The organism is Agrobacterium bohemicum, assembly GCF_001562555.1.
GTDB lineage: Bacteria > Pseudomonadota > Alphaproteobacteria > Rhizobiales > Rhizobiaceae > Agrobacterium > Agrobacterium bohemicum.
In genome coordinates, this window is the sequence record NZ_KQ961023.1 from 101916 (window position 1) to 125936 (window position 24021).

21 protein-coding genes and 1 tRNA gene are annotated in these 24021 nt (G+C 55.2%); 10 read left to right on the forward strand and 12 right to left on the reverse strand.

All coding sequences use genetic code 11. The features are described from left to right. Positions 1 to 129: 129 nt before the first annotated feature. From ATO67_RS00505 to ATO67_RS00515, 3 genes are all read right to left on the reverse strand, one after another. Positions 130 to 1203 carry a YcjF family protein gene (locus tag ATO67_RS00505; protein ID WP_067642798.1) on the reverse strand — a complete coding sequence of 358 codons (1074 nt, stop codon included), beginning with the start codon at positions 1201 to 1203 and terminating at the stop codon, positions 130 to 132. After that, positions 1200 to 2675, reverse strand: a complete 1476-nt coding sequence (locus ATO67_RS00510; RefSeq protein WP_067642801.1) for a YcjX family GTP-binding protein — start codon at positions 2673 to 2675, stop codon at positions 1200 to 1202. The genes ATO67_RS00505 and ATO67_RS00510 overlap by 4 nt, the downstream gene beginning before the upstream one ends. A gap of 105 nt (positions 2676 to 2780) precedes the next feature. After that, positions 2781 to 3290, reverse strand: a complete 510-nt coding sequence (locus ATO67_RS00515; RefSeq protein ID WP_067644138.1) for a SixA phosphatase family protein — start codon at positions 3288 to 3290, stop codon at positions 2781 to 2783. Positions 3291 to 3558: 268 nt separating this feature from the next. On the opposite strand from ATO67_RS00515, the gene dksA reads away from it, so the two are divergent. After that, positions 3559 to 3978: an RNA polymerase-binding protein DksA gene (gene dksA, locus ATO67_RS00520; protein ID WP_067644141.1), complete on the forward strand. Its 420-nt coding sequence runs from the start codon at positions 3559 to 3561 to the stop codon at positions 3976 to 3978. A 77-nt stretch (positions 3979 to 4055) separates the two neighbouring features. On the opposite strand, the gene ATO67_RS00525 is transcribed toward dksA, so the two are convergent. Together ATO67_RS00525 and ATO67_RS00530 are read right to left on the reverse strand one after the other, a co-directional pair. Beyond that, a complete protein-coding gene (locus ATO67_RS00525) occupies positions 4056 to 4568 on the reverse strand; it encodes a DUF6389 family protein (protein ID WP_157940970.1) in 513 nt (170 codons plus the stop codon). 130 nt (positions 4569 to 4698) lie between these two features. Then, positions 4699 to 7638, reverse strand: coding sequence for an Rne/Rng family ribonuclease (locus tag ATO67_RS00530; protein ID WP_067642806.1), 2940 nt, complete (start codon positions 7636 to 7638; stop codon positions 4699 to 4701). A gap of 761 nt (positions 7639 to 8399) precedes the next feature. Here ATO67_RS00530 and ATO67_RS00535 point away from each other — a divergent pair. From ATO67_RS00535 to ATO67_RS00550, 4 genes are all read left to right on the forward strand, one after another. After that, positions 8400 to 9557: an N-acetylmuramoyl-L-alanine amidase gene (locus ATO67_RS00535; protein WP_245303763.1), complete on the forward strand. Its 1158-nt coding sequence runs from the start codon at positions 8400 to 8402 to the stop codon at positions 9555 to 9557. 325 nt (positions 9558 to 9882) lie between these two features. Beyond that, positions 9883 to 12318 carry a penicillin-binding protein 1A gene (locus ATO67_RS00540; RefSeq protein ID WP_067642809.1) on the forward strand — a complete coding sequence of 812 codons (2436 nt, stop codon included), beginning with the start codon at positions 9883 to 9885 and terminating at the stop codon, positions 12316 to 12318. Positions 12319 to 12417: 99 nt separating this feature from the next. Beyond that, a protein-coding gene (prfB, locus tag ATO67_RS00545; protein ID WP_170063900.1) for a peptide chain release factor 2 occupies positions 12418 to 13549 on the forward strand; the annotation gives its coding sequence in 2 pieces (ribosomal slippage) (positions 12418 to 12486 and positions 12488 to 13549; 1131 coding nt in all). Between the two features lie 77 nt (positions 13550 to 13626). After that, positions 13627 to 14097: a cysteine hydrolase family protein gene (locus ATO67_RS00550; protein WP_067642815.1), complete on the forward strand. Its 471-nt coding sequence runs from the start codon at positions 13627 to 13629 to the stop codon at positions 14095 to 14097. On the opposite strand, the gene ATO67_RS00555 is transcribed toward ATO67_RS00550, so the two are convergent. Further along, positions 14094 to 14588: a hypothetical protein gene (locus tag ATO67_RS00555; RefSeq protein WP_067642817.1), complete on the reverse strand. Its 495-nt coding sequence runs from the start codon at positions 14586 to 14588 to the stop codon at positions 14094 to 14096. The two genes, ATO67_RS00550 and ATO67_RS00555, sit on opposite strands and share 4 nt — an antisense overlap. 11 nt (positions 14589 to 14599) lie before the next feature. Further along, positions 14600 to 15373, reverse strand: coding sequence for an NAD kinase (locus ATO67_RS00560; RefSeq protein WP_067644149.1), 774 nt, complete (start codon positions 15371 to 15373; stop codon positions 14600 to 14602). A gap of 209 nt (positions 15374 to 15582) precedes the next feature. Between ATO67_RS00560 and ATO67_RS00565 the strand changes: the two genes are divergently transcribed. Then, complete coding sequence (locus ATO67_RS00565; protein ID WP_067642820.1) at positions 15583 to 16494, forward strand: PhzF family phenazine biosynthesis protein; 912 nt, start codon at positions 15583 to 15585, stop codon at positions 16492 to 16494. A gap of 408 nt (positions 16495 to 16902) precedes the next feature. Next, entirely contained in the window at positions 16903 to 17151 is a 249-nt protein-coding gene (locus tag ATO67_RS00570) for a hypothetical protein (RefSeq protein ID WP_067642823.1), read from the forward strand. Positions 17152 to 17274: 123 nt separating this feature from the next. Here ATO67_RS00570 and ATO67_RS22190 read toward each other — a convergent pair whose 3' ends face one another. From ATO67_RS22190 to ATO67_RS22200, 3 genes are all read right to left on the reverse strand, one after another. Further along, positions 17275 to 17460, reverse strand: coding sequence for a hypothetical protein (locus ATO67_RS22190; RefSeq protein WP_082760103.1), 186 nt, complete (start codon positions 17458 to 17460; stop codon positions 17275 to 17277). A gap of 267 nt (positions 17461 to 17727) precedes the next feature. After that, positions 17728 to 17871: a DUF1127 domain-containing protein gene (locus tag ATO67_RS22195; protein ID WP_077100706.1), complete on the reverse strand. Its 144-nt coding sequence runs from the start codon at positions 17869 to 17871 to the stop codon at positions 17728 to 17730. A gap of 339 nt (positions 17872 to 18210) precedes the next feature. After that, the gene (locus ATO67_RS22200) at positions 18211 to 18357 is read right to left on the reverse strand and encodes a DUF1127 domain-containing protein (RefSeq protein WP_082760104.1); all 147 of its coding nucleotides are present in this window, start codon (positions 18355 to 18357) and stop codon (positions 18211 to 18213) included. 546 nt (positions 18358 to 18903) lie between these two features. Between ATO67_RS22200 and ATO67_RS00575 the strand changes: the two genes are divergently transcribed. The 3 genes from ATO67_RS00575 to ATO67_RS00585 all read left to right on the forward strand — a co-directional run bounded on the left by ATO67_RS00575 (position 18904) and on the right by ATO67_RS00585 (position 21771). Then, positions 18904 to 18988: transfer RNA gene (locus tag ATO67_RS00575), tRNA-Leu, on the forward strand. Between the two features lie 192 nt (positions 18989 to 19180). Beyond that, positions 19181 to 20653, forward strand: a complete 1473-nt coding sequence (gene tig / locus ATO67_RS00580; protein WP_067644152.1) for a trigger factor — start codon at positions 19181 to 19183, stop codon at positions 20651 to 20653. Between the two features lie 461 nt (positions 20654 to 21114). Next, positions 21115 to 21771, forward strand: coding sequence for a hypothetical protein (locus ATO67_RS00585; protein WP_067642826.1), 657 nt, complete (start codon positions 21115 to 21117; stop codon positions 21769 to 21771). An 18-nt stretch (positions 21772 to 21789) separates the two neighbouring features. Here ATO67_RS00585 and sthA read toward each other — a convergent pair whose 3' ends face one another. Both sthA and ATO67_RS00595 read right to left on the reverse strand, forming a co-directional pair. Further along, the gene (sthA, locus tag ATO67_RS00590) at positions 21790 to 23202 is read right to left on the reverse strand and encodes a Si-specific NAD(P)(+) transhydrogenase (protein WP_067642829.1); all 1413 of its coding nucleotides are present in this window, start codon (positions 23200 to 23202) and stop codon (positions 21790 to 21792) included. A gap of 244 nt (positions 23203 to 23446) precedes the next feature. Next, entirely contained in the window at positions 23447 to 23986 is a 540-nt protein-coding gene (locus tag ATO67_RS00595; RefSeq protein ID WP_067642832.1) for a DUF1003 domain-containing protein, read from the reverse strand. Positions 23987 to 24021: the final 35 nt, after the last annotated feature.

Consider the following 24021-nt stretch of genomic DNA (forward strand, 5'->3'; position numbering starts at 1 on the left):
GATACTTTCCCTGGCGAAATGGCCGCTTTGTGTAGGGTCAATCTATGTCGCGAATGGTTAATGCTTGGTTTATTTGCCCGAGATTAGCTTGAGCGATCGTAACCTTTTGACCTATGGAAGCCTTGTATCTCAGGGCTTCTCATCATTTTTGCGGTTCGTCAAATCAGGGGTGAGATCGGAAACAAAATCGCTGATGCCAGGGCGTTTCAAAGCCCTGAACGGCAGTGGACGGCACAAATCCATGGCGGCGATACCGATTCGTGCCGTCATCAAACCATTGATGACGCCTTCGCCCAACCGTGCGGAAAGCCGCGAGGCAATGCCGTGGCCCAAGACCTGCTGGGCCAGTCCATCACCCACCGCAATCGACCCTGTTACAGCCAGATGCGCAACGACATCCCGCAACAGTCTCAGCATGCCAAGCGTGCCGGGTCGGCCACCGTAGAGCTCTGCCATGGTCCGAACCAACCGTGTGACCTCAAACAGCACATAGGCGAGGTCAACGACCGCACGCGGGCTGACGGCGGTGACGACAGAGACGCGCTTGGAGGAATTCATGATCAGCGCGCGTGCCTGACGGTCCAGCGGGCTCAGCAATTCGCGTTCCGCAAGTTCGATGAGATGCGGGCCGTCTATGACGTCGTTTTCCGTCTCCTTCAGCGCGGCACGACCCTTTGCCGTCTCGGCCCGGTGCGCCAGCACGGCGTTCAACCGCACGATGACGGCGCGTGCAGCCGTCGATTTTTTATCGAGCGCCGCCTTTTCCGCGTCTGATTTCAGCGACTGGACGGCATTTAGCCGCATGATACCGATCGTTTCCCGTGCCACCAGAGCGACGACTGCAAAGGCGGCGACGGCCAGCGCGACGCTCGCCGTATAACCCAGCCAGTCCGATCGCGAAAAAAGATCGCGGATCAGCTGGTCGGCCCAAAGCCCGAAGGCAAGCGAGAACAGCACGCCGACCGCGCCCATGGCCAGTTTGCCAAAGGAGAATTTGCGCTTGCGCGGCGCTGCGACGGGCAGGGAACTCTTGTCGATTTCCTCCGGGGCTAGAAACGGGTCTTCCTCATCCGGCGTCATGGAGATATCGGCGTCGAAGCTACGGGGTGACCGCTTGATATCCCCCATGTGAGCGGGCGCTGGTTCGCTCTCCAGCGTGAAGGCGGCCGGCCGGCGGCCAGGTGTGTTGCTGTCGTCCTTCATGCGAGCTTGTCTCCAAAGAGGAACTGCATGGCGCGGTCCAGCCGGATGTGCGGAACGGACAGCTTTATGCCACCACTGGTTTCCTCCAGCTTGGGCGGGCGAAAACGCAAGACGTTCACATCCGGCAGATCGGCCTTATCGCCCTCTGCATCCAGTGCCCGAAACAGCGGTTCCGGGTCTTCCGGCAGATCGCCCGGGAAAATGGCCGTCGTGCGATTGCCGTCGAAGATTTCGCCATTGATCTTCTCGCCTGCAATCGGCGTTCCGACGATGACGGGAAGCGAGTGGCCGTCCTGACGCACGCTGGCCTCTTTGGTGGCGCGCACGGAGGCGAGCGCCATAACCTCGATGCCTGCACCGCTCATGCCGATGGTGGTTATCGCGCGGTCCACGAGGCGTCTCGTGAGGTTTTCGAGGCGGTCATGGCTTTCGTGGTGAAGATGGTCCGCTTTTGTTGCCGCGACCAGCACCTTGTCGATGCGCCGGCGCACCAGAGACGACAACAGGCTGTTCTTGCCGGGGCGGAAGCAAGCAAGAACATCACCCAGAGCACGTTCAAGGTCCTGCACTGCCTCCGGGCCGCGATTGACGGCCTGCAGCGCATCGATCAGCACGATCTGTCTGTCGAGGCGAGCGAAATGCTCACGAAAAAACGGCTTCACAACGATGGACTTGTAGGCTTCATAACGCCGCTCCATCATCGCTCTGAGCGAACCCTTCGGTGCTCTCGCATCGCTCAAGCCTGGAAGAGGCGAGAAGGTAAGGGCAGGAGAGCCCTCCAGATCACCCGGCATCAGGAAGCGCCCGGGTGGCAGGGTAGAAAGCGAGCGCTCATCCGATTTGCAGGCGCGAAGGTAAGTGGCGAAACTTTCCGCCAGACGTCGCGCGGTCATCTCATCGGCTGGGCCGTCAATATTCACCGAGGTGGCGATTTCCAGCCATTCACGCGCAAGCTCTGCACGAACGCCCTGGGTGGCGAGGGAAAGGGTATTGTCGCTGAAGGTCTTATAATCCTGAGTCAGGAGCGGCAGGTCCAGCAGCCACTCTCCGGGATAATCGACGATATCGATGGCAAGACGGCCTGACGAGAACCATCGACCCCAACCGCTGGCGCTCTGGTAATCCAGCGTGATGCGCAATTCGGAAATGGCGCGGGTCGAATCGGGCCAGATGCGGTCGCGCACCAGCGCCTGAATATGATCCTCATACTGAAAACGTGGAATGGCGTCATCCGGCTGTGGCTCCAGCCGCACGTTGGAAACTCGGCCAGAGCGAAGCGCCTCAAACAATGGAAGGCGGCCGCCATTTAGTAGATTGTGGACCAGCGAGGAGATGAAAACTGTCTTCCCCGCCCGCGAAAGCCCCGTCACGCCCAGTCTCAAGGTCGGGTTGGTCAGGGCGCTCGCGCGATCCGTGAGATTGTCTATGGCAATCAATGCGCTATCGGTGACGGATGTAAGGGATGGCGCCAATGAATGTTTCCCACAAAATATTTCGGTTCATGAAAATATATAGGGCTGGCGGCTGCTTAAAAAAGAAGCGGGCCATGGAAAGTTTTTATATGGCAAACTCTCGCTTTATGGGGCGAGGAATTCGAGCATTTGCCATTCCGTCACCCTGCTATCACCCCCAAGCTTTGCGTCGAGCACGGCAAGGCCCGCGGTGGGAAAGCCAGATGGCAACAGGCTTTCCATTTTCCGCTGGCCTAGAAACGCTTCCGCAACGGCATCCAGCGTCGGGTTATGCCCAATCAGCATCACGGAACGGCTTGGCGCTTGAGCGACTATCAATGCGAGATAGGTTTCCGGCTGGGCGTTGTACATCTCGTCGACATAGCTGATGTCGAAGGCGTCGTTGAATGCGCGCCGCACGGACTTAGCAGTTTCGCCACAACGCGTCGCTGTCGAGCTCAATACGACATCGGGGAGGTAGCCCTTTTCCGCTGCGCGCGCACCGACGATTTCGACCTCCGCATAGCCCACGTCATCCAGGCGCCTGTCGAAGTCCCGCTCACCGGCAACAGGCCACGCAGCATGCGCGTGTCGCATCAGATAGACCCGGAACGGTGGCGGTTGAAGCACTGGCATTTCCGGGACATCCCATGCAGGTGTGAACATCGTTGGCAAGCTTTACAGGAACAGATGAAGTCACTGCAAGTGGAGGCCTATATAATCAAGTTCTCATAACGTGATTGAAGAAATAATTCGTGTTTCGCGAATAAAGCTTAAAAAATAACCGTTTAGCTGAATTTTGTGACAGATTTAAAAATGCCTGAAAACCGTTCTGCGCACTTGAATGGCTGTGTCGCATTGGAGTATACCCGCGCCATGTGAGATGTTCTTCGAGGAGAATCGCGTGAGTGAGAAGATCGATCTTAGCAATTATGTGCTCTCGGAAAGCGATGAGTTCATGAACGCCAACCAGAAAGCCTATTTTCGGGCGAAGCTGGTCGGCTGGAGGAACGACATTCTGAGAGAAGCGCGCGAGACGCTGGGTCATCTCGCAGAAGAAAGCGCCAACCATCCGGACCTGGCTGACAGGGCATCATCCGAGACGGACCGCGCAATCGAGCTTCGCGCCCGTGACCGCCAGAGAAAGCTGATTTCGAAAATCGATGCAGCGCTCCAACGGATCGACGAAGGTACATATGGCTATTGCGAAGAAACCGGCGAGCCAATCGGCATCAAGAGACTGGACGCGCGTCCCATAGCAACCCTGTCCATCGAAGCCCAGGAACGCCACGAGCGCCGTGAAAAGGTATATCGCGACGAGTGACGGTTCGCTGAGCGGGCTGTCTGCCTTCTTTCAGATCATGTATCATATTTGAAAGCCGTATCGGAAACGATACGGCTTTATGCGTACTGCGTGTTCTCTGCACTATAAATAGCATTTGGCCACGCGCCGTAGCCTTCTTCTCCAAAGACCTGTGCTGGTAGACCGACACCGCCAAATTCACACCAGAACTGTTCAATCCACTCTATGCTGACGTCGACAATGGCATCATTGACGGAAAAGCACACTTCTTCTGCACCGTACATAGGGACATCGGGCTGCATACGACCATCAATGCACTGAACTTCGAATAATGTGCGGTATGGCGCGACAGCTTTGTTGAGGACGTAGAGATCCGGCCCGTCCAAGTGAACCACAATGTCAAAGAAACCTTCTTCGGACTGACCGGGATGTATGCCGATCATTAGCATGTGTGTCTTCCCGGGGAGATTTTGTTTTAAGTGCCGTAAGTTTTCCAACGCGGACGGTGCGTGCGCTCGCAGGATTTTCAGGAGCAGCGACTTATAATCCGATTCGGTCATCGGCTTGTTTGTTCTCATGACCTTATCGATACCATCGGCGGCAACTGACAACAATATCTTCTGTCTATGTCGCCTAACCCCGCTTTATCACGGGCGCTGCGGGTAGGTTCCTCTGAAAACGAAAGAGGCCCCGCAAAACGGAGCCTCTCTGATTGGTCACGTCGGTTTCGACGGCTGCTTCTTAGAAAAAGCCGCGTCTTTGCCACCAGCCGCCCTTGCGTGGCTTGGACTGATCGCCGCCTTCGGCGCCTTCGCCTGATGGCGAGGTGACGACTGGCTCCGAGGAGGACACGTTGTCACCACGGTTGGCACGGGCAGGCTTGGTGCTTTCCGCAATCTCGTTTCCGAGATCAGCAGAGGCTTCGCCAGCTTCTTCGACCGCAACGTCTGCGACGGTCACTTCAACGACAATGGGTTCCACCGTTTCGACGGGGATAGGAGCGGGAGCCTGGGTCGGAGCAGCAGCAGCAGCAGCTTCTACAGGCTCCTTAGTTGCGGTTTCCTTGGCCTTGCGGGTCCGGCGTGGCTTCTTCGGCTTTTCCGTTTCTTCCACGGTTGGAGTTGCTGCTTCGGCCTTGACTGCTTCTACGACTGTGGGCTCTTCGACGCCCTCTATCGCAGCGGCAGCAGCACCGTCTTCAACGCCCTCGGATATTTCAGGCTCAGAGCCATCCTCATCGATGAGGTTGCCGTTTTCGTCGCGATTGCGGCGTCCACCCCGTTTACCACGGCGGCGGCGCTTCCGCTTGCCATCGTCAGATGTCGCGCTGTCGCCTGTTTCCGGTGTCGAGGCGGACGCCTCTTCATCGGAATCTGCGTCTGCGTCGTCATCCTGATCGTCAGACGACGTGTCGTCTTCCGCATCACCATTGGCCTCGGCGCCGTTCTGGCCGCCATTCTTACCCCGACGACGACGACGACGCTTGCGCTTGCGCTTGCCGTCTTCACCCGTATCGGCCTGCGCGGGACGTGCTTCGGTCTTCTCCGCCTTCACGACGACTTCATCCTCGTCTTCATCCTCATCGGCTTCGATGATGATGTCGTCTTCCTCTTCCTCGAAGTCAGGAAGCATCTGGATGAGGCTTTCGATCTTCACCGGATTTTCGACGGCTTCACCGCGATCGATTGCGAAGTGCTGCGCACCAACGCTCTCATCGGCCGCGATGATGATGGCCACGCCGAAGCGAACTTCATAATCGACAATCGTCGCGCGCTTGTGGTTGAGCAGATAGAGCGCGGTATCCGGCGTGCAGCGGACCGTGATGTTGTGCGTGGTGTTGCGCAACAGGTATTCCTCGACGCCGCGCAGGACATGCAGAGCAATGGAGGATTCGGAGCGGACATGGCCCGTGCCGCCGCAATGCGAGCAGACCTGGGTCGTGGATTCCAGAACCGAAGCGCGAATACGCTGGCGCGACATTTCCAGCAGGCCGAAATGCGAGATGCGGCCGACCTGAATGCGGGCGCGGTCGTTCTTCAGGCAATCCTTGAGCTTCTTTTCGACGGAACGGTTGTTGCGTTTTTCTTCCATGTCGATGAAGTCGACGACCACGAGACCGGCAAGGTCGCGAAGACGCAGCTGGCGCGCCACTTCTTCAGCGGCTTCAAGGTTCGTCTGAACGGCGGTTTCTTCGATGGAATGTTCGCGGGTCGAACGACCGGAGTTCACGTCGATGGCAACCAGCGCTTCCGTCTGATTGATGATCAGATAACCACCGGACTTCAACGTCACCTGCGGCTGCAACATACGGTCGAGCTGCGCTTCGATGCCCGAACGCGAGAAGATCGGGTGAATATCGCGGTAAGGCTGGACGACCTTGGCGTGGCTCGGCATCAGCATCTTCATGAAGTCTTTCGCTTCACGATAGCCTTCTTCGCCAGACACGATGATTTCGCTGATGTCCTTGTTATAGAGATCGCGGATCGAACGCTTGATGAGCGACCCTTCTTCATACACGAGGCAAGGAGCGGTTGAGTTGAGCGTCAGCGTGCGGACATTTTCCCACAGACGCATCAGATATTCGAAGTCGCGCTTGATTTCGACGCGGGTGCGGTTGGCACCGGCTGTGCGAAGGATAACGCCCATGCCCTGTGGCACTTCCAGATCGCGCGCGATTTCCTTCAGACGCTTGCGGTCCGTCGGCTGAGTGATCTTGCGGGAAATACCACCGCCACGCGCCGTGTTCGGCATCAAAACGGAATAACGACCGGCGAGCGACAGATATGTCGTCAGCGCTGCACCCTTGTTGCCGCGTTCTTCCTTGGCAACCTGAACCAGAAGGATCTGGCGGCGCTTGATGACTTCCTGAATGCGGTATTGTTTGCGTGGCTTGCGGGAAATACGATCTGGAACTTCTTCCATCGCGTCTTCTGCGCCAACGGATTCAATGACTTCCTTTTCGTGATGATCGTCATCATCGTCGTCATCATCATTGTCGCGACGGCCAAGGCCTTCGACTTCTTCCGAAATCGTATCGGTATCGACCATGGCAGCCATTTCGCCGCCCTTGCTGCCATCGTCTTCTGAGCTTTCGTCCGAAGGGGCTGCTTCGGCAGAAACGTCATCCGCTTCGGCCTTTTTCTTTGTACGAGGACGACGAACGCGCTTCTTCGGCTTTTCGTCTTCTGCAGGCGTTTCATCGGCTACGGCCTCGACTTCGGTTTCAGCAGGTTCTGCCGCAACTTCAGTGGTTTCGGCTTCTTCAACGGTGGTTGCCGCAACGATACCGATATCAGGCTGATCGGCTTGGGAAAGATCAACGGCAAGCGAAGACGCAGAAGATGGCTCATTAGGCGCATCGTTGGCGGACTCGAAGTCGTCGTTACGACGGTGATCTTCGGCTTCTGCTCTCAGCAGTGCCTGCCTATCGGCCAGAGGGATCTGGTAATAATCCGGGTGAATTTCTGCGAAAGCGAGAAATCCGTGGCGATTGCCGCCGTAATCGACGAATGCTGCCTGAAGGGAAGGCTCTACGCGTGTCACCTTGGCAAGATAGATATTGCCTCGGATTTGCTTCTTGTGTTCCGACTCGAAATCGAATTCTTCAATTCGATTTCCACGAACTACAACAACGCGCGTCTCCTCTTCATGGGACGCGTCGATAAGCATTTTGTCTGCCATGTAAGCTGTGCTCCTCGGCGCAGCCTTGTCATATACGAGAGCAGGCCCGTCGCGAGGACAGGCCTTTCATCTATTTTCAAGGGTGTGCCGGAAATGAAGTTTCTTGCCCGGCGTCGGTTAACTGGCAGCATCCGGACAACTGGCAAAGCATGATGCCTGCTCCTGGTATCCGGTTGATTTGAAAGCTGCTGCAACGACATCATTGGCCAAGCGAGAACGACTTTAATAAATAGATCCCGAAGGATCCGATGAAAATGCTCTCTTCGAGCGTGCGGTGGCATGCCACCGGGTATTGTTCCAGCCACGGCCGGAATTGATTCAGTTTCAGGAGAAAAATGCAGCGACGGCAGATGATTGCCCGAAATTACAGCGCCAGCGTCTTTGTCGATTGGCAGCCGGCGGGCGTCTATCCCGTCAACACTTTTAACCCTCATTCACGTTGTATGTTTTATCCGTCATAATAGCAATAGGGTGGCTAAATATGCCATATCATTGGTGGAATTTCACAATTAAGAATTGCTTCACCAAGGGCTGCGATTGTTGCGCCACAGCGCAAATCAGGCCATTCTGACGGTGGTAAATAACGGGATTTGGCTGAAACCGACGGCTTCCTCTGTTAAAAGACGACAAATACGGAAATGACTTTGGCGACCATCAAAACATCGATCGACGGCATCAACGTGTCACAAATACGGATTTCGATTGCACGAATCAGTCGGGTTTTCGCCTTGGCGTTGCTGGGTGTGCTGTCGGGCCTTGAAATGGCGCATGCAAGCGAACAGGCACCGTCGCTGGTTGCGAACGAGGCGCGTATCATTGGTGATGAAGCGCGCACCCGCATCGTCATGGAGTTCAACCGGGAGCCGGAATTCGAGGTTCATTATCTCGATTCGCCCACGCGGATCGTCGTAGACTTCCCAGCCGTCGGCTTTTCTTTTCCGACCAGCGATCTCGCCCCGACCGGCCTGTTTAGCGATATCCGCTTCGGCAGCATGGGTGAGGGCAGTGCGCGGCTCGTGCTGACAGCCAAGAAACCTGCGCATGTGGTGATCGCCGAAACCAAGTCTGATGATGGTGGCAAGATTTTCCGTTTCGTGCTGGATACGGAAATGGCGACGAAGCAGAAATTCGCAGAACTGTTGAAGAATCAGAGCTGGCACGCTCTTGCGCCCGCGACGACCGCTTCGGTGACCGCCGATATCGCGCCGAAAACATCGCGCCAGTCGGATTTCGTCATCGCGGTTGATGCAGGCCATGGCGGCATCGATGCTGGTGCCAAGGGTGCCGTTTCCGGAACGGACGAAAAAGTCATTACTCTGACATTCGCCAAGCAACTGGCTGATCGCCTCAACAAGCTGCCCGGTATCAAGGCGTTTTTGACGCGGGACGACGACACGTTTCTGGCTCTTTCAGAGCGCGTGATCCTAGCCCGTCAGCAAAATGCCAATCTCTTCATCTCCGTCCACGCCGACACCCTGAAACAAAAGGGCATTCGCGGGGCGACCGTCTATACTATATCAGATCGCGCTTCTGACCGGATGGCGCAAGACCTTGCCGAACGCGAAAACCTTTCGGATCAGATTGCGGGCGTGACTGTTCAGAGTGAGCAGCCAGAGGTTGCGGACATTCTTCTCGATCTGACGCGGCGTGAAACGCAGGCATTTTCCGTAACCTTGGCAGAAAACATCGTTAAATCCTTTGAGGGGCAAGTAGGGCTCATCAACAACCCGCATCGTTACGCGGGCTTTCAGGTGTTGCGCGCCCATGACGTGCCGTCCGTTCTGCTGGAACTTGGATTCCTCTCCAACCCGGATGACGAAAAGTTGTTGCTGGACGAGGCGTGGCGCGCAAAGGTCGCCGACACGCTGGCGACTGCCGTTACGCGCTATCGTGCCCAAGCGCTGGCGAATGGCGGCTGAGGGGCCTTCCCAAGCAAAGCTAACCGCTGTGGCATCTATGCGTCCGTCGCCCTAAAAACGGTTTGCCGCGCACCCCAAGCCGTTATAAATTGGGTCGAAGCCCTATTTTACGCACATTCCCCACGTTACTCGAGGGTGAGATTCGATGGTCAGGGCTGCTTCTTTTCATTGAGCAGAAGAGGTGGTTCGCGATAACATATCGGAGAATGCTTCTATTGGCAGCTTGTCATCGTTGAAGCGGTGTGCAAAACGGCACTCTATATGCGAGAATGTGCTCATAACGACGGGCGCAACCTTTTGCGATTCGAAGTATCGGTAGCTAAATATGATCAGACTTATTGGATATTTCTTTGGCTTGGCCAGCATGCTGTTCCTTGTGGCAGCAGGTGGTGTCGCCATTTATTTGATGACGATAACGAAGGATCTCCCCGATTACGCCGTCCTGGCGAGTTACGAGCCGCCGGTGACGACGCGCGTTCATGCTGGTAACGGCGCGCTGATGGCGGAGTACGCCAAGCAGCGGCGTTTGTTCCTGCCGATCCAGGCTGTCCCCGACCGGGTCAAAGCAGCGTTTCTTTCAGCGGAAGACAAGAATTTCTATCAGCATCCCGGCATTGATGTTACCGGCTTTGCCCGCGCTGCAGTTGCTTTTGCAACGGGTGGTCCAACGCAGGGTGGCTCGACCATTACGCAGCAGGTTGCCAAGAACTTCCTGTTGACGAATGAGCAGACGATGGAACGCAAGGCCAAGGAAGCCGTGCTGTCCTTCCGCATCGAGCAGGCCTACAGCAAGGACAAAATCCTTGAGCTTTATCTCAACGAGATTTTCTTCGGTCTGAATTCCTATGGTATAGCCAGCGCTGCGCTGACCTATTTCAACAAATCCGTGACCGAATTGACGATTGCCGAGACGGCCTATCTGGCCGCGCTTCCCAAGGGTCCGGCGAACTATCATCCGCTGCGCCGTGAAAAGGCAGCCATCGAGCGTCGTAACTGGGTCATCGATCGCATGGCGGAAAATGGCTACATTACCGCCGCTGATGCCACCGACGCAAAAGCCCAGCCACTGGGGGTGAACATCCGCACCGGCGGAGCACGTCTTGCGGCATCCGATTATTTCTCAGAGGAAGCGCGCCGTCAGATCGTTGAGAAATACGGCGAAAAGGCTTTGCTGGAAGGCGGTCTTTCCGTTCGCACCTCGTTCGACCCCGATATCCAGATGGAAGCCCGCAAGGCCCTTCAGGACGGCTTGTTGGACTATGACGAGCGTCGTGGTTTTCATGGCCCGGTCGATCAGATCGATGCATCCGGCGACTGGGTTGCCGCACTTTTGAAGCTGAGACCGCTTCGCGATGTGCCTGAATGGAAGATGGCCGTCGTCTTGTCAGCCACAGCTGATGGCGTCGATATCGGGCTTCGTCCGGATGGTGATGCGGAAAATCCTGATCTGCGTAGCCGTGGCCGTATCAAGCCTGAAAACATGAAATGGGCCTACCGTGATGCCAAGGGCCAGCGTGCGACAGCAAAGTCACCCGCGACCGTCCTGAAAGCCGGCGATGTCGTCTATGTCGAGCCTCTTTCGGACAAGGGCGATGATTACCGCCTTCGTCAGCCTCCCAAGGTGCAGGGCGGTATGGTGGTGATGGACCCGCATACCGGTCGTGTTCTCGCTATGGTCGGCGGTTTCTCCTACGGTCAGTCCGAGTTCAACCGCGCAACGCAGGCCATGCGTCAGCCGGGTTCTTCCTTCAAGCCGTTCATCTATGCTGCGGCTTTGGACAATGGTTACACCCCTGCATCCGTTGTCATGGATGCGCCGCTGGAAGTTGTTTCTGGCGGGCAGGTCTGGAGTCCGAAGAACTATGGCGGTGAAGTAGCCGGTCCCTCGACGCTGCGTCTCGGTATCGAAAAATCACGTAACTTGATGACCGTGCGGCTTGCGCAGGACATGGGTATGAATCTGGTGGCTGAGTATGCCGAGCGGTTCGGCATTTACGACAAAATGCCGCCGCTTCTGGCCATGTCGCTCGGTTCAGGTGAGACGACCGTGATGCGGATGGTCTCTGCCTATTCCGTTATCGCGAATGGTGGCAAGCAGATCAATCCGACCGTGATCGACCGCATTCAGGACCGTTACGGCAAGACCATATTCCGTCATGAGGAACGTGGCTGCGAAAGCTGCAATGCACCAAGTTGGCAGAATCAGGATGAGCCGACCATTGTTGACAATCGCGAGCAGGTTCTTGATCCGATGACGGCTTATCAGACGACGTCCATGCTTGAGGGCGTCGTGCAGCGCGGTACGGCAGCAGGCAAGATCAAGGTCAATCTTCCCGTAGCGGGCAAGACCGGCACGACCAACGATGAAAAAGACGCATGGTTCGTAGGCTATACGCCTGATCTGGTTGCTGGTCTCTACATCGGATTCGACAGCCCGGCACCACTGGGACGTGGCGGCACCGGCGGTTCGCTTGCGGCACCGATTTTCGGTGAGTTCATCGCTCAAGCTGCCAAGCATCTGCCGCAGAGCAAGTTCATCGTTCCCGATGGAATGCAGTTCGTGGCTGTCAACCGCAAGACCGGTATGGCTGCCAATGAAGGTGAACCTGACACTATCATGGAAGCCTTCAAGCCAGGTACCGGTCCTGCCAGCAGCTTCTCGGTCATCGGGATGGATGGCTCGATGTCGCAGGAAGATATTCTGCGTGCCTCACCACAGGCGCAGCAGGCCATTACCGGCGGTGGCGGCGGCCTCTATTGATCTCAATTGATGGAAAGGCGAGGGGCGCGGTCTTTACATCCGCGCCCCTCGCATTTATTCAGCCACCCAGTTTATCAATGAAAGCGAAGTATCTGCGAAATGCGCAATGAGATCGTGAACGTCGTCGACGAAATCAAGCAGGCCATAAGCCTGCTGAGGAGGCATCTTTGACTGGGACCAGGCGATAAGACGACTGGACTGGTTGAACAACAAGGCCGAGGATCCCAACCTCTGGAATGACGCCACCGAAGCACAGAAGCTGATGCGTGAGCGCCAGCAACTTGATGAATCCATCAATGGCGTGAAACTTCTGGAACAGCAGGTCAACGACAACATCGAGTTGATCGAAATGGGTGAGGCCGAAGGCGATGCCGACATCGTCAAGGAAGCCGAAGACGCGCTGAAGTCGCTTCGCAGCGAAGCCAACCGCCGTCAGGTGGAGGCGATGCTGTCTGGCGAAGCCGATAGTAACGACACCTATGTCGAGGTCCATTCCGGCGCTGGCGGTACGGAAAGCCAGGACTGGGCCAACATGCTGCTGCGCATGTATACGCGCTGGGCGGAACGCCAAGGCTACAAGGTCGAAATCCTTGAAATTCATGACGGCGAAGAAGCGGGAATCAAATCCGCGACCATTCTGGTCAAGGGCCACAATGCTTTCGGCTGGATGAAAACGGAATCGGGTGTTCATCGCCTCGTTCGCATCTCGCCTTACGACAGCAATGCGCGTCGTCATACGTCGTTCTCATCCATCTGGGTCTATCCGGTGGTTGATGACTCGATCCAGATCGACATCAACGAAAGCGATTGCCGCATCGATACATACCGCTCGTCTGGTGCCGGTGGGCAGCACGTCAACACCACCGACTCCGCTGTGCGTATCACGCATATTCCAAGCGGCATCGCGGTTGCCTGCCAGCAGGAGCGCTCGCAGCACAAGAACCGCGCCAAAGCCTGGGAAATGTTGCGCTCGCGCCTTTATGAGGCTGAACTGATGAAGCGGGAAGCCGCTGCCAACGCGCAGGCAGCCTCCAAGTCCGATATCGGCTGGGGTCACCAAATCCGCTCCTACGTGCTACAGCCTTACCAGTTGGTCAAGGATTTGCGCACAGGCGTTGAAAGCACGGCTCCGGGCAATGTGCTCGATGGCGAGTTGAACGAATTCATGGAAGCAGCTCTTGCCCACCGCATCAGCGGTGGTGCGGATGTCGAGGTTGCCGATATCGACTGATCCTCCGGGACTTGTCGATAAAAGATTGGCCTCTCCCAATATGTTTTGCGGGAGGTTTTTTGTTTTGGAGGTGAGCAGTGAAGCAGGTGCTTTATATCGTCGATGTTCAACCGAGTTTCAGCCCGCCCGCCAAACTCGTTGACGATATTACCGAATTGGCCAAATCACTGCCATCGATCGCGAGTGTTGAACGTCACGACGAAAGCGTAACGCCATTCGAGCGTCAGTTGGGCTGGAAGCCGGGCAAAGCCGATGAGTCTCTCGTTCCTGCCGACCGCATTTTCATCAAGCATGGTTATGCACCACCGAAGGCGGCCATAGATTACCTGTGCTCACTTGACCTCGACCGCGTTCTGGTCTGCGGCATCCAGGCAGATACCTGCGTTCTGGCTGCCGGCTTTTCATTCTTTGATGCCGGATTGCAGCCGACGCTCGTTCCGTGGCTCACCATCGGCTCCAGCCTCGACCGTTCCGGCGCTCTGGGCGCGCGCTTGTGGCAACACCATTTTGGCGCGGTGCTTGCGGGTCCAGACGAACTGGAAATCTAGTTGGAAGCTCTTTCGATCTTCATATCACCGAGCTCATCGATCAGAACCGTCCATGCGTCCGCTTCTGTCTGGGTGGGATCGGTTTTCAGGTGGACAGTAACGAAAAGGCCGGGAACATTGGACGCGCCAGATGAGCTTTCGGGCCTGATGTCCGTCACGTAAACCTTCATCTGCGTAAATTCTTCGAGTTCCACAGTCTCCACGAGGCTCGGGCCGTCTGCGGTATAGGCAAGCTGCTGGAGGTAAATTCTGGCCGTACCGTCGCCCTGACGCACGGCAACAACCTTGTAATATCCGCGTGTCGGCTCGCCGCCGTTGGTCTGCGGGACGGTTGCGCCATCCTGCATCTTGGCAGTCTGTTCCCACATGCCGCTGCTTGCAACGAAAATTACCGAAGCGGGCAGGGCGTCGATATCTGATGTCTGCGCCTGGGCTGGGGCGCAGAAGATGCTGGCTGCGAGGAATGTGGTGGCAACAAGTGTTTTGATCATCATTGTCTTCGTCAATTCGTGAATTGTTCGGCAAGCACACGGTCCGACCACGAACGATCCGGGTCCGACAGAATTTTTGCGGTTCTGTCCTTGGATTGCGCAATACGCACCATCTGCACCGACTTGACCTCGATGTGATCAGCCACCGCGTTGACGGGGCGTTTTTCGCTCTCGAGAACATGGATATCGACGGTTACCTTATTCGGAAGAAGCGCACCACGCCAGCGCCGAGGGCGAAAAGCGCTAACCGGTGTCAGAGCCAGAAGTGGTGATTCGAGCGGCAGGATGGGACCGTGGGCCGAAAAATTATAGGCAGTAGAGCCTGCTGGCGTCGCAACCATCATGCCATCGCAGATCAGTTCTTCGAGCCGCGTTTTGCCGTCCACATCGACGCGCAACTTGGCTGCCTGATGGGACTGGCGAAAAAGGCTGACTTCGTTCATTGCAAGGGCAGTAAATTCCTCGCCATTGGCATCGATGGCGGTCATTCGAAGCGGATGAAACTCATTTCCGGTGGCCTTGGCTACACGCTCCGGCAGATCATCGACACGATAATCATTCATAAGAAAGCCGACAGAGCCACGATTCATGCCATAGATGCGTTTGCCGGAATTCATCGTTTCATTCAGCACTTGCAGCATGAATCCGTCACCACCCAGAACGATGATCACGTCGGCCTCTTCGAAGGAGGTATTGCCATACTGCTTGATGAGAGTGTCTCGCGCATCTTGCGCTTCATCGGTGGTCGACGCTACGAAACATAGATGATCAGTTGAACGCGACATGCCGTCACCCCTGTTGACGGTCTGTGGTACATGAAGAAGTCCTGTCAGGACAAGCTCTTTCAAGCCAAAGCGCATCAGCAGGCGACAGACGCATGTCTGGCCAGTGAAAAGTCCACAGCTTCTTGCCGACGCGTGATTAATCGGGGTTGCGGAGGCCGGTGAGGTCGGGCAGTTTGCGACAACGAACATCGATACGGAAGGTGTGAGGCGTGGCGATAAGTTACAGTATCTACGATGTTTTCACGCGCCAGAAACTGGCGGGCAATCCACTGGCTGTGATGTTCGGTGCAGATGGCCTTGACGATGAAACCATGCAGGCTATCGCTCGCGAAATGAATTTGTCAGAGACGGTCTTCGTCAAGACGTCCGATAATCCAGCCTATGCCGCGTCCTTGCGTATTTTCACGCCCGCTTTTGAACTGCCCTTTGCCGGTCATCCCACCGTCGGTGCTGCCATTGCGATTGCCGAAAGCAATCATGGCGAAGGCGAAGTCGATATGGTTTCAGTGCTTGAGGAGCTGGTTGGGCCGGTACGCTGCGCCATCCGCATTCGCCCGGGTGAGGCGAGTTTCGCCGAGTTCGATCTACCCAGAAAATCGTCCCGCGTGATTTTGCCTCTGAATCATGCTCAAATCGCCGATGCCATCGGGTTGGCAGAGGCACAGATCGGCTTTGAGAATCACGCGCCGTCGCTGTGGACGGCTGGCGTGCCGTTTTTGGTGATACCCGTTCAAAACCTCTCTGCGATGCAGGAAGTCGATTTCGATCCCACTCTATGGCTGAAACTGGCGCCATTGGTGGAAGGACGTCTGGCCTCGGCCTATTTATATTGCCGCGGTGGCGTCAATCACGCCGCAAAGTTTCATACGCGCATGTTTTCTCCAAGCATGGGCATATCGGAAGATCCGGCGACCGGCGCTGCGGCTGCCGCTTTCTCTGGCGCTATTCACCACTTCGATAGTCTGGCAGATGGACATTACCCTATCCTCATCGAACAAGGCGTCGAGATGGCCCGACCCTCTCACATTCACCTGCATATGGATGTGAAGGAAAAGGAGATCGCGCGGGCACGAATCGGGGGTCACGCTGTGCGCGTGGCAACAGGCACTTTCGATATTTGACGCATTCTTTTTGATGTTCCGCCCCCGACGCCTCGACTTCGTAACGGGCTTGTGATGGGGCGTTAATAACTTTCGGTCGCAAATCTTAACCTTTGGCCCGCAGGCGAGGAACTAAAGCGCTCTTCTTCCGTTTAATTCGGCGAAGGAGACGTGACATGAAGTCGCAAAACAGTTCCGATACTCGCCGTATCATAGAAGCCGCCAATAACACGGCCGCCTCTACATACAAGCCCCTCATCATACCATTGAGAGGAACGTATGTTGCAATGATTTTCCGTCGCTCTCTTCAGAATAGACTCGATATGAGAAAGAATTAGCCCGATTTTTCATTTGGAATGATCCTCCATGAGGATTTCAAGTTTCCCAAGTAAAAGCAATGTTCAAACATAGAAACGAAGGGAGAATGACATGAAGGCAGCTCTCATCCTCGCAGCAATGGTTGGCCTCTCCGCATCGGCCGCCCTCGCTGACTCTATTGTACAGCCAGAAATTAACGCATCCATTCCGGTGGACCGAGAATTCAAGACCGCCAGTATCGCCATGCCGACGGAGCGAGCACAAAAGCCAGTTCTGGTTTTGAAAAAGACCAGTCGCTTGCTCGGTAACACCGAAACAGCAACAGCTTCCCCACAGTCTGCACTCGAACGCATGCAATGAGGCAAGTTTATACGCTCGAAAAAATCCCGTGCTAATGACATGTGGTACGGGATTTTTTGTGGCTGCTGCCAGCTTTAGTCTATGGGTGCATTTAGACCCTGCACGTAACCTTGTGCTGGCGCCCTAACTGTCCAGGCGAAGCGATAATTGCCTGCCGCCATTTTTCTTTAAAATATAAACCGGCTTTGCGGTCATATATTCCGTTCGTCTCTGTAGTTCGCGGCGACGCTCGAGCGCCCTTTCGCGAAGGCTCCGGGATTGAGCGACAAGGCTAAGAGCCTTTTCAATGGTTTTATCTGCTGCTGGCATTGCTGCAACTCCATTTGTTCACTTTATGTTCTATTGTTTGGTTTCTCGTGTCAAGCGAATCAAGTGGCATGAAGTAAATAATGGAGAGGGAAAGGTCTTGGGTATGAGATCGCGGAATCCTCGATCCGCTGTTACCACCCAATGATGTCAGTTCTGGTTCTCAATCCCAGAATCAAAAAACGGCGCACAAGGCGCCGTTTTTATTTCCTGTCGCTCGGTCAACCCGCGTCCGTGGGAGGTCGGTCAGCAGGTGACTGGTTACGCTGATTAGCGGAACGAACGGGAAGCTACGTTGCGGATGTCGTAACGTGTCAGGCCGATGTCGCTGAGCGTCTGGCTGGAAAGGCTGCCCAGTTCGTTCAGAGTGCGGCGATAAGAGATCCAGTTCTTTGCGATGCGGATAGGGTTCATGATGATTTCCTCAATCTTTGTTTCTTGATTTCTAAACTTGTTTGCCGAAGGCAGTTGCCTGCGTTCTGCTGTTGATGTGTATATACATATGCTGAGTGCTAATGTGGAGTGCAGTTTTTAGGCGACTGCCATGCATTTGTGCAATGTGTCGGCTATTTTTGCATCCTTTATCGTTCTGTGTATATTTTTTAGGCGCAACAGCAAAATCAAAAGCGAGCGTGGAAAAAAAGCTCGAAAACACGATAAAACAAAGAAAAAGGCCCCGGAGCCGAAGCTCGAGACCTTTTTTAAGGATAGCAACCGATAATGCGGAAGTTCCGCCTGCGGTATTTCGTATAATTAGATGCCGACTGCTGTACGTGCAACGCGACGGATGTCGCTACGGCCGATGCCGAGGTCAGTCAGTTCGCGGTCGCTCATGCGGCCGAGTTCAGTAACTGTCTGACGATACTTGCGCCAGTTGTTCAGCGAGCGAGTGATGTTCATAATCGTGTCCTCTTTGTCTGTGGCGCCGCTTGGGATCAGCGCTCAACTCATTTCCTGACACCCAATATAATCGGTTTAACGAGAACAAAAACAGACAATGAAGTATGCCACCTATGCGCCCGACGCATGGCGATCGTTAATTCCTAGGCGATTTTGTTAATGTTTGCATAATTGAGCGGCAGTTAATCGAAACTCTTGCTGCTATTTCTCTCAAAGGCTGCAAATTACCGTTGTGCAATTCTGTTTTGGTCGTTTGACGAATTGAAGCCGCGATATTGATGGAATTAATTACCTTCGATGCCAGGCGCGCTGTCTGTTCATACTCCGACTCCAACCGTCGGCAAGGGGAGGGTGCCTATGCGACGTGTCCTAGCGCATGAAATGTCCGTGCGCAGTATGTATAGAGAGTGGTGGAGCGGCGGAATGGTGCGAAATAGCATCGTAAAACCGTCATTTTTCCTTTGCGCTCTGGAAAACGGGTGATATAGAGACGCGCGCTCCGGAAGGCCTCGTGTGCCAGATGTTGTTTATGCAGGATTCAAGAGCGCGGGTATGGCGGAATTGGTAGACGCACCAGATTTAGGTTCTGGCGACGAGAGTTGTGGGGGTTCGAGTCCCTCTACCCGCACCAAATGAATCGCCGAGAGGTATGTGTGATGCTTTTGCTTCGCCGCCTCTCTGGCTCAAGCGCAGTTTTTGCCCAGCAAAATGCTTGTGCATGCAGTTTATATAGTTACGGCCGGTGAATTTAGGTTCCGGCGCTGTGCTCGAACATAAACCAACGGCTGTCTGAGCACCGCCGCCATGATGTGAAGGTATGAAAATGCAGGTTATCGAAACGCTCGCTGAAGGGCTGAAGCGCGAAATCAAGGTCGTTATCCCGGCCGCCGATATGAAGTCTCGCCTCGACGAGCGCCTTGCCGACGCCAAGGACAAAGTTCGCATCAACGGTTTCCGCCCCGGCAAGGTGCCAATGGCCCATCTTAAAAAGATGTATGGCAAGTCCATCATGGCCGACCTTGTGAACGAACTCGTTCGCGACAAGCCTTCTGAAATCATTTCCGGCCGCGGCGAGAAGTCTGCGACGCAGCCTTCGATTTCCATGACGGAAGATCAGGACGAAGCAGAAAAGATTCTGGCAGCCGAAAGCGATCTGGAATTCACACTCGCTTACGAAGTGATTCCAGCGATCGAGCTGAAGTCCAACGAAGGCATCAAGGTTATCCGCGAAGTCGTGGAAGTGACCGAAGAAGAGATCAACGAGCAGATCCTCAAGATCGCCGAGAGCGCTCGTACCTATGAAACAAAGAAGGGCAAGGCCGCTGAAGGCGACCGCGTCACCATGAACTACCTCGGCAAGGTCGATGGCGAAGCCTTTGATGGCGGCGCTGCTGAAGATGCAGAGCTCGTTATCGGCTCGGGCCGCTTTATTCCTGGCTTCGAAGACCAGCTCGTTGGCGTCAAGGCTGGCGATGAAAAGGCCATTACCGTTACGTTCCCGACCGAATATCCTGCGGCGAACCTCGCTGGTAAGGAAGCCGTGTTCGACATCACCGTCAAGGACGTCGCTTCCGCAGCTGCTGTTGAAATCAACGATGATCTGGCCACGAAGCTGGGTCTCGAATCTGCTGAAAAGCTGAAGGAAGTCGTTCGCGGCCAGATCGAAAGCCAGTACAGCAACGTCACTCGCCAGAAGGTGAAGCGTCAGATTCTCGATCAGCTGGACGAAGTTTACCAGTTCGACACACCAGCAGGTCTGGTTGATGCAGAGTTCGAAAACATCTGGCGTCAGATCAACACCGATCTTGCTCAGTCCGGCAAGACTTTCGCTGACGAAGACACGACAGAAGAAGAAGCTCGCGAAGAATACCGCAAGCTGGCTGAACGTCGCGTTCGTCTCGGCCTGGTTCTTTCCGAAATCGGCGAAAAGGCTGGCGTTGAAGTCACTGAAGAAGAAATGCAGCGGGCTCTGTTCGCACAGCTTCAGCAGTTCCCGGGCCAGCAGAAAGAGATCCTCGATTTCTTCCGCAACACACCAGGTGCTTCCGCTTCGCTCCGCGCTCCGATCTTCGAAGAGAAGGTCATCGACAAGTTGCTCGAAGAAATCTCTGTAACGGATAAGACCGTTACGAAGGAAGAGCTGCTGGCGGAAGACGCCGAAGAAGGCGAAAAGGCTGAGAAGAAGCCTGCCAAGAAGAAGGCAGCAGCCAAGGCTGAAGCTGCGGAAGGCGAAGAAGCCGCTCCGAAGAAGAAGGCGCCTGCCAAGAAGAAGGCTGCTGAAGGCGACGCCGAGTAAGCTTTTTTTCATAAAATTTTCGAGAGGCCGTGGCGTTCGCTGCGGCCTTTTGCGTTTGTGACGTTTGTTAACCTCTGTTACGTTTCGATCACATTGCAGCGCACAACGCGTTTTTGCTGCGTTTGCTCTTGTTCATCTACCGTTCATCTGGCAGTCTCGGGTCACTGATTTGTAGCGCTTGACGCTTGAACCAAATCCGTCGCGCGGAGTGCGTGGCCCGGCATTTTGCCCCTAGTTTCAACTCTCCATCTGGCATCGGCGGTTGCAGTCGTTATGCCCGATGATCACAGACGCGCCTGCGAAGCTGAATGCTACGACAGATGTGGGCTGAACCACGTCGCTTGCAGCGTCACCGGCAAACTTAAAGCGATTGCTCCTGAATGTGAGTGTCGTCGATAGCCAAACAAGGTGTTCCGTGTCTCCCAAGGACGGTGCGCTTTATGAAAGCTTGAGGAAGAGACATGTTTTTGAAAACGAAACACGGCGTTCTCGTCGCCACCGTCGCCATTGGCTTGTCATCAGGATTAGGTCATGCGCAGGAAAAAGGCCTCATCTGGGCTCCTGCAAAGAACTCCGACACATCCTATACTGCGCGGATCGGTGCGAAACTTCCGACCGAAACGCCCATACGGGCTGGCCTCGAAATGGGTATGAATGCTTCGGATGGTGGCGCGCTGTTGGATACGCCGGTCAAATTCTGGGGGACAGTCACGTTATTGTCCTCCAACCTGCCCGGCGCGAAAGTCGCTGGTGATATCGGTGTGTTGATGAACGCTCTGACGGGTTCCAGCGCCTGGACGATGACGACCTCGCAGAAACGCATTGCAACATCGGAACTTGATTTCGAATCGAATCGTAATGTGACGGTTCGCTATGATGGCACGGCGCAGCAGTGGAGTGGACTTGATGTGTCTCAGTCTCTGCGGTTGACCCGCTCAGCAACCGGCACCGCCTTTGTGCTGACGGGTGCCAGCCGCGATACGTTCGATGATTTTACCTCGAAGGTCGGCTTGGAACAGAAGCTAGGTAAAAATCTTACGGTATCCGGCAATCTCGACCAGGGGTACCAGGACCGGTTTCGGCCCTCCGTCAGCGCCCGCTACAATATCCGGTGGTAGGGGCGCTGCAAAGGTTGCTCAAACGGTTTCGTTCTTCTTGATGTCGCCCATACGGTTCCAAGCATCGAGACCGGCGATTTTGTAGGCCTCGGCAAGTGTTGGGTAATTGAAGGTATTTTCCACGAAATACTCGACCGTGCCTTTGAGGTTCAGAACCGCCTGTCCAATGTGAACGAGTTCGGTTGCACCTTCACCGACGATATGCACACCCAGAAGCCTGCGTGTCTTCAGCGAAAAGATGAGCTTCAGCAGGCCGGTGTCCAGCCCCATAATATGGCCGCGTGATGTCTCGCGAAAGCGCGCTATGCCGCATTCATAGGCAATGCCGCGTTCCTTCATTTCCTCTTCGGTCAGGCCGCATGTGGAGATTTCTGGCACCGCGTAGATGCCGTAGGGAAAATATTTCTGCGGCTCCATGCCGATGGCACCCACGGCCACGCGAGCAGCAATCCGGCCCTGTTCCATGGACGTAGAGGCAAGGCTTGGAAAACCGATGACATCGCCAGCTGCAAAGATGCCCGGAACCGATGTCTCGAAGGTTTCCGGGTTAACGGAAAGGCGGCCGCGATTGTCTGCTGTCAGGCCTGCTGCTGCGAGATTGAGTGTATCAGTCGCGCCGATCCGGCCCGCGGCGAACAGCACCATTTCAGTTGTCAGGGTGCGGCCGCTATCCAGCGTGAGCATGACTTTGCCTTCGGGCGTATGCTCGACCTTTTCGGCCTTCTGGCCCAGCAACAGTTTCATGTTGCGATCACGCAACTGATAGATGAAGTCTTCGACGATTTCCTTATCAATGAAGTCGAGCATTGTCGGCTTGGGATCGATAATAGTGACGGCGGTATCGAGCGCACTGAAAATGGTCGCATATTCGATGCCAATAACACCCGCGCCGATAACGACCATGGAACGCGGCAGCTTTTGCAGCTCCAGCAGTTCATCGCTGTCGATAACCTTCTTGCCATCGAAAGGCATGTAATCGGGGCGGAAGGGGCGGGTACCAACGGCCAGCAGAATGCTCTTGCCCTTGACGTGAATGACCTCGCCATCGTCCTTGGTGATTTCCATCGTATCAGGCGTGACGAATGCCGCCTTGCCGCGAATGTGAGTGACGCGGTTGCGCGCGAACTGGTGTTCCAGAACCTCGACTTCATGATCCAGCGTGATGAGCAGACGGCGGCGCAAATCTTCCGCACTGATTTCCTGCTTGACGCGGTAGGAACGACCATAAAAGCCGCGTTCGCGCCAACCGGAGAGATTGAGCGCCGTTTCGCGCATCGTCTTCGACGGAATAGTTCCGGTATGAACGGAGACACCGCCGACACGGCTGCCTTTTTCGATGACCAGGACCGTTTTATCCAGCTTCGCAGCCTGAATGGCAGCACGTCTGCCAGCGGGACCACTACCGACAACAACAAGATCATATTGGTTCATGAAAAAGACCTCGGAACAGAAATTCGATTTCCGGACTGAACGGTTCCAGCGCGGAGGCGTCGCTGCTCGGAAAAGCGTGATGCCATTCTGATACGGAAGTAACTTCCGAGTCGCTGCACCAAGAGTGCAATGCAACAAATGCCCGCGTCAATCTGTAGCGGAAGAATCTGACGGATTCGTAACCAATGTAGAAAAAGGCGCAAAACGACGATCGTTTACGAAAGACCTGTTGCCATCGTGCAAGTTACGCCCAGTCGCTGCCATTTTCACGGCGGTTGTGCAGCTTGGCTATCTCTTCTCGCAGCGCCGCCAATTCGGCAATTACTTTTTGGTCGATCTTTTCGTGCAGCGACAAGACCTCGAGTTCCGACTTGAGATTGACCTCATAATCTTTGGCCGCTTCGAAACGGTCGCGTGTACCTTGCCGATTTTGCGACATCATGATGATGGGAGCCTGAATGGCCGCCAGCATGGAGAGAATGAGGTTGAGAAACACGAAGGGGTAGGGGTCGAAAGCCTGTGTTGTCATCACTACCGTGTTGATGATGGCCCAGATGAACAGAAACACCATGAAGCTAATGATGAAGCCCCAGGAACCGCCGACGCGCGCTATGCCATCCGCAAGCCGTTCGCCGAATGTGGAGTTTTTCGAAAATGCGACGTTGGTATCCGTCGAAATAAGTTTTCGCTGATGTGCGACGTCGAGAATGCGCCGCTCGACCTCTCCGATTTCCTTGGACGATCGTTTGAAATGAGAGGCAATATAATCGGGGATAGCAGGCATTATCAGTCTCCAGCCAGGCTCGAAACCGCCATGGA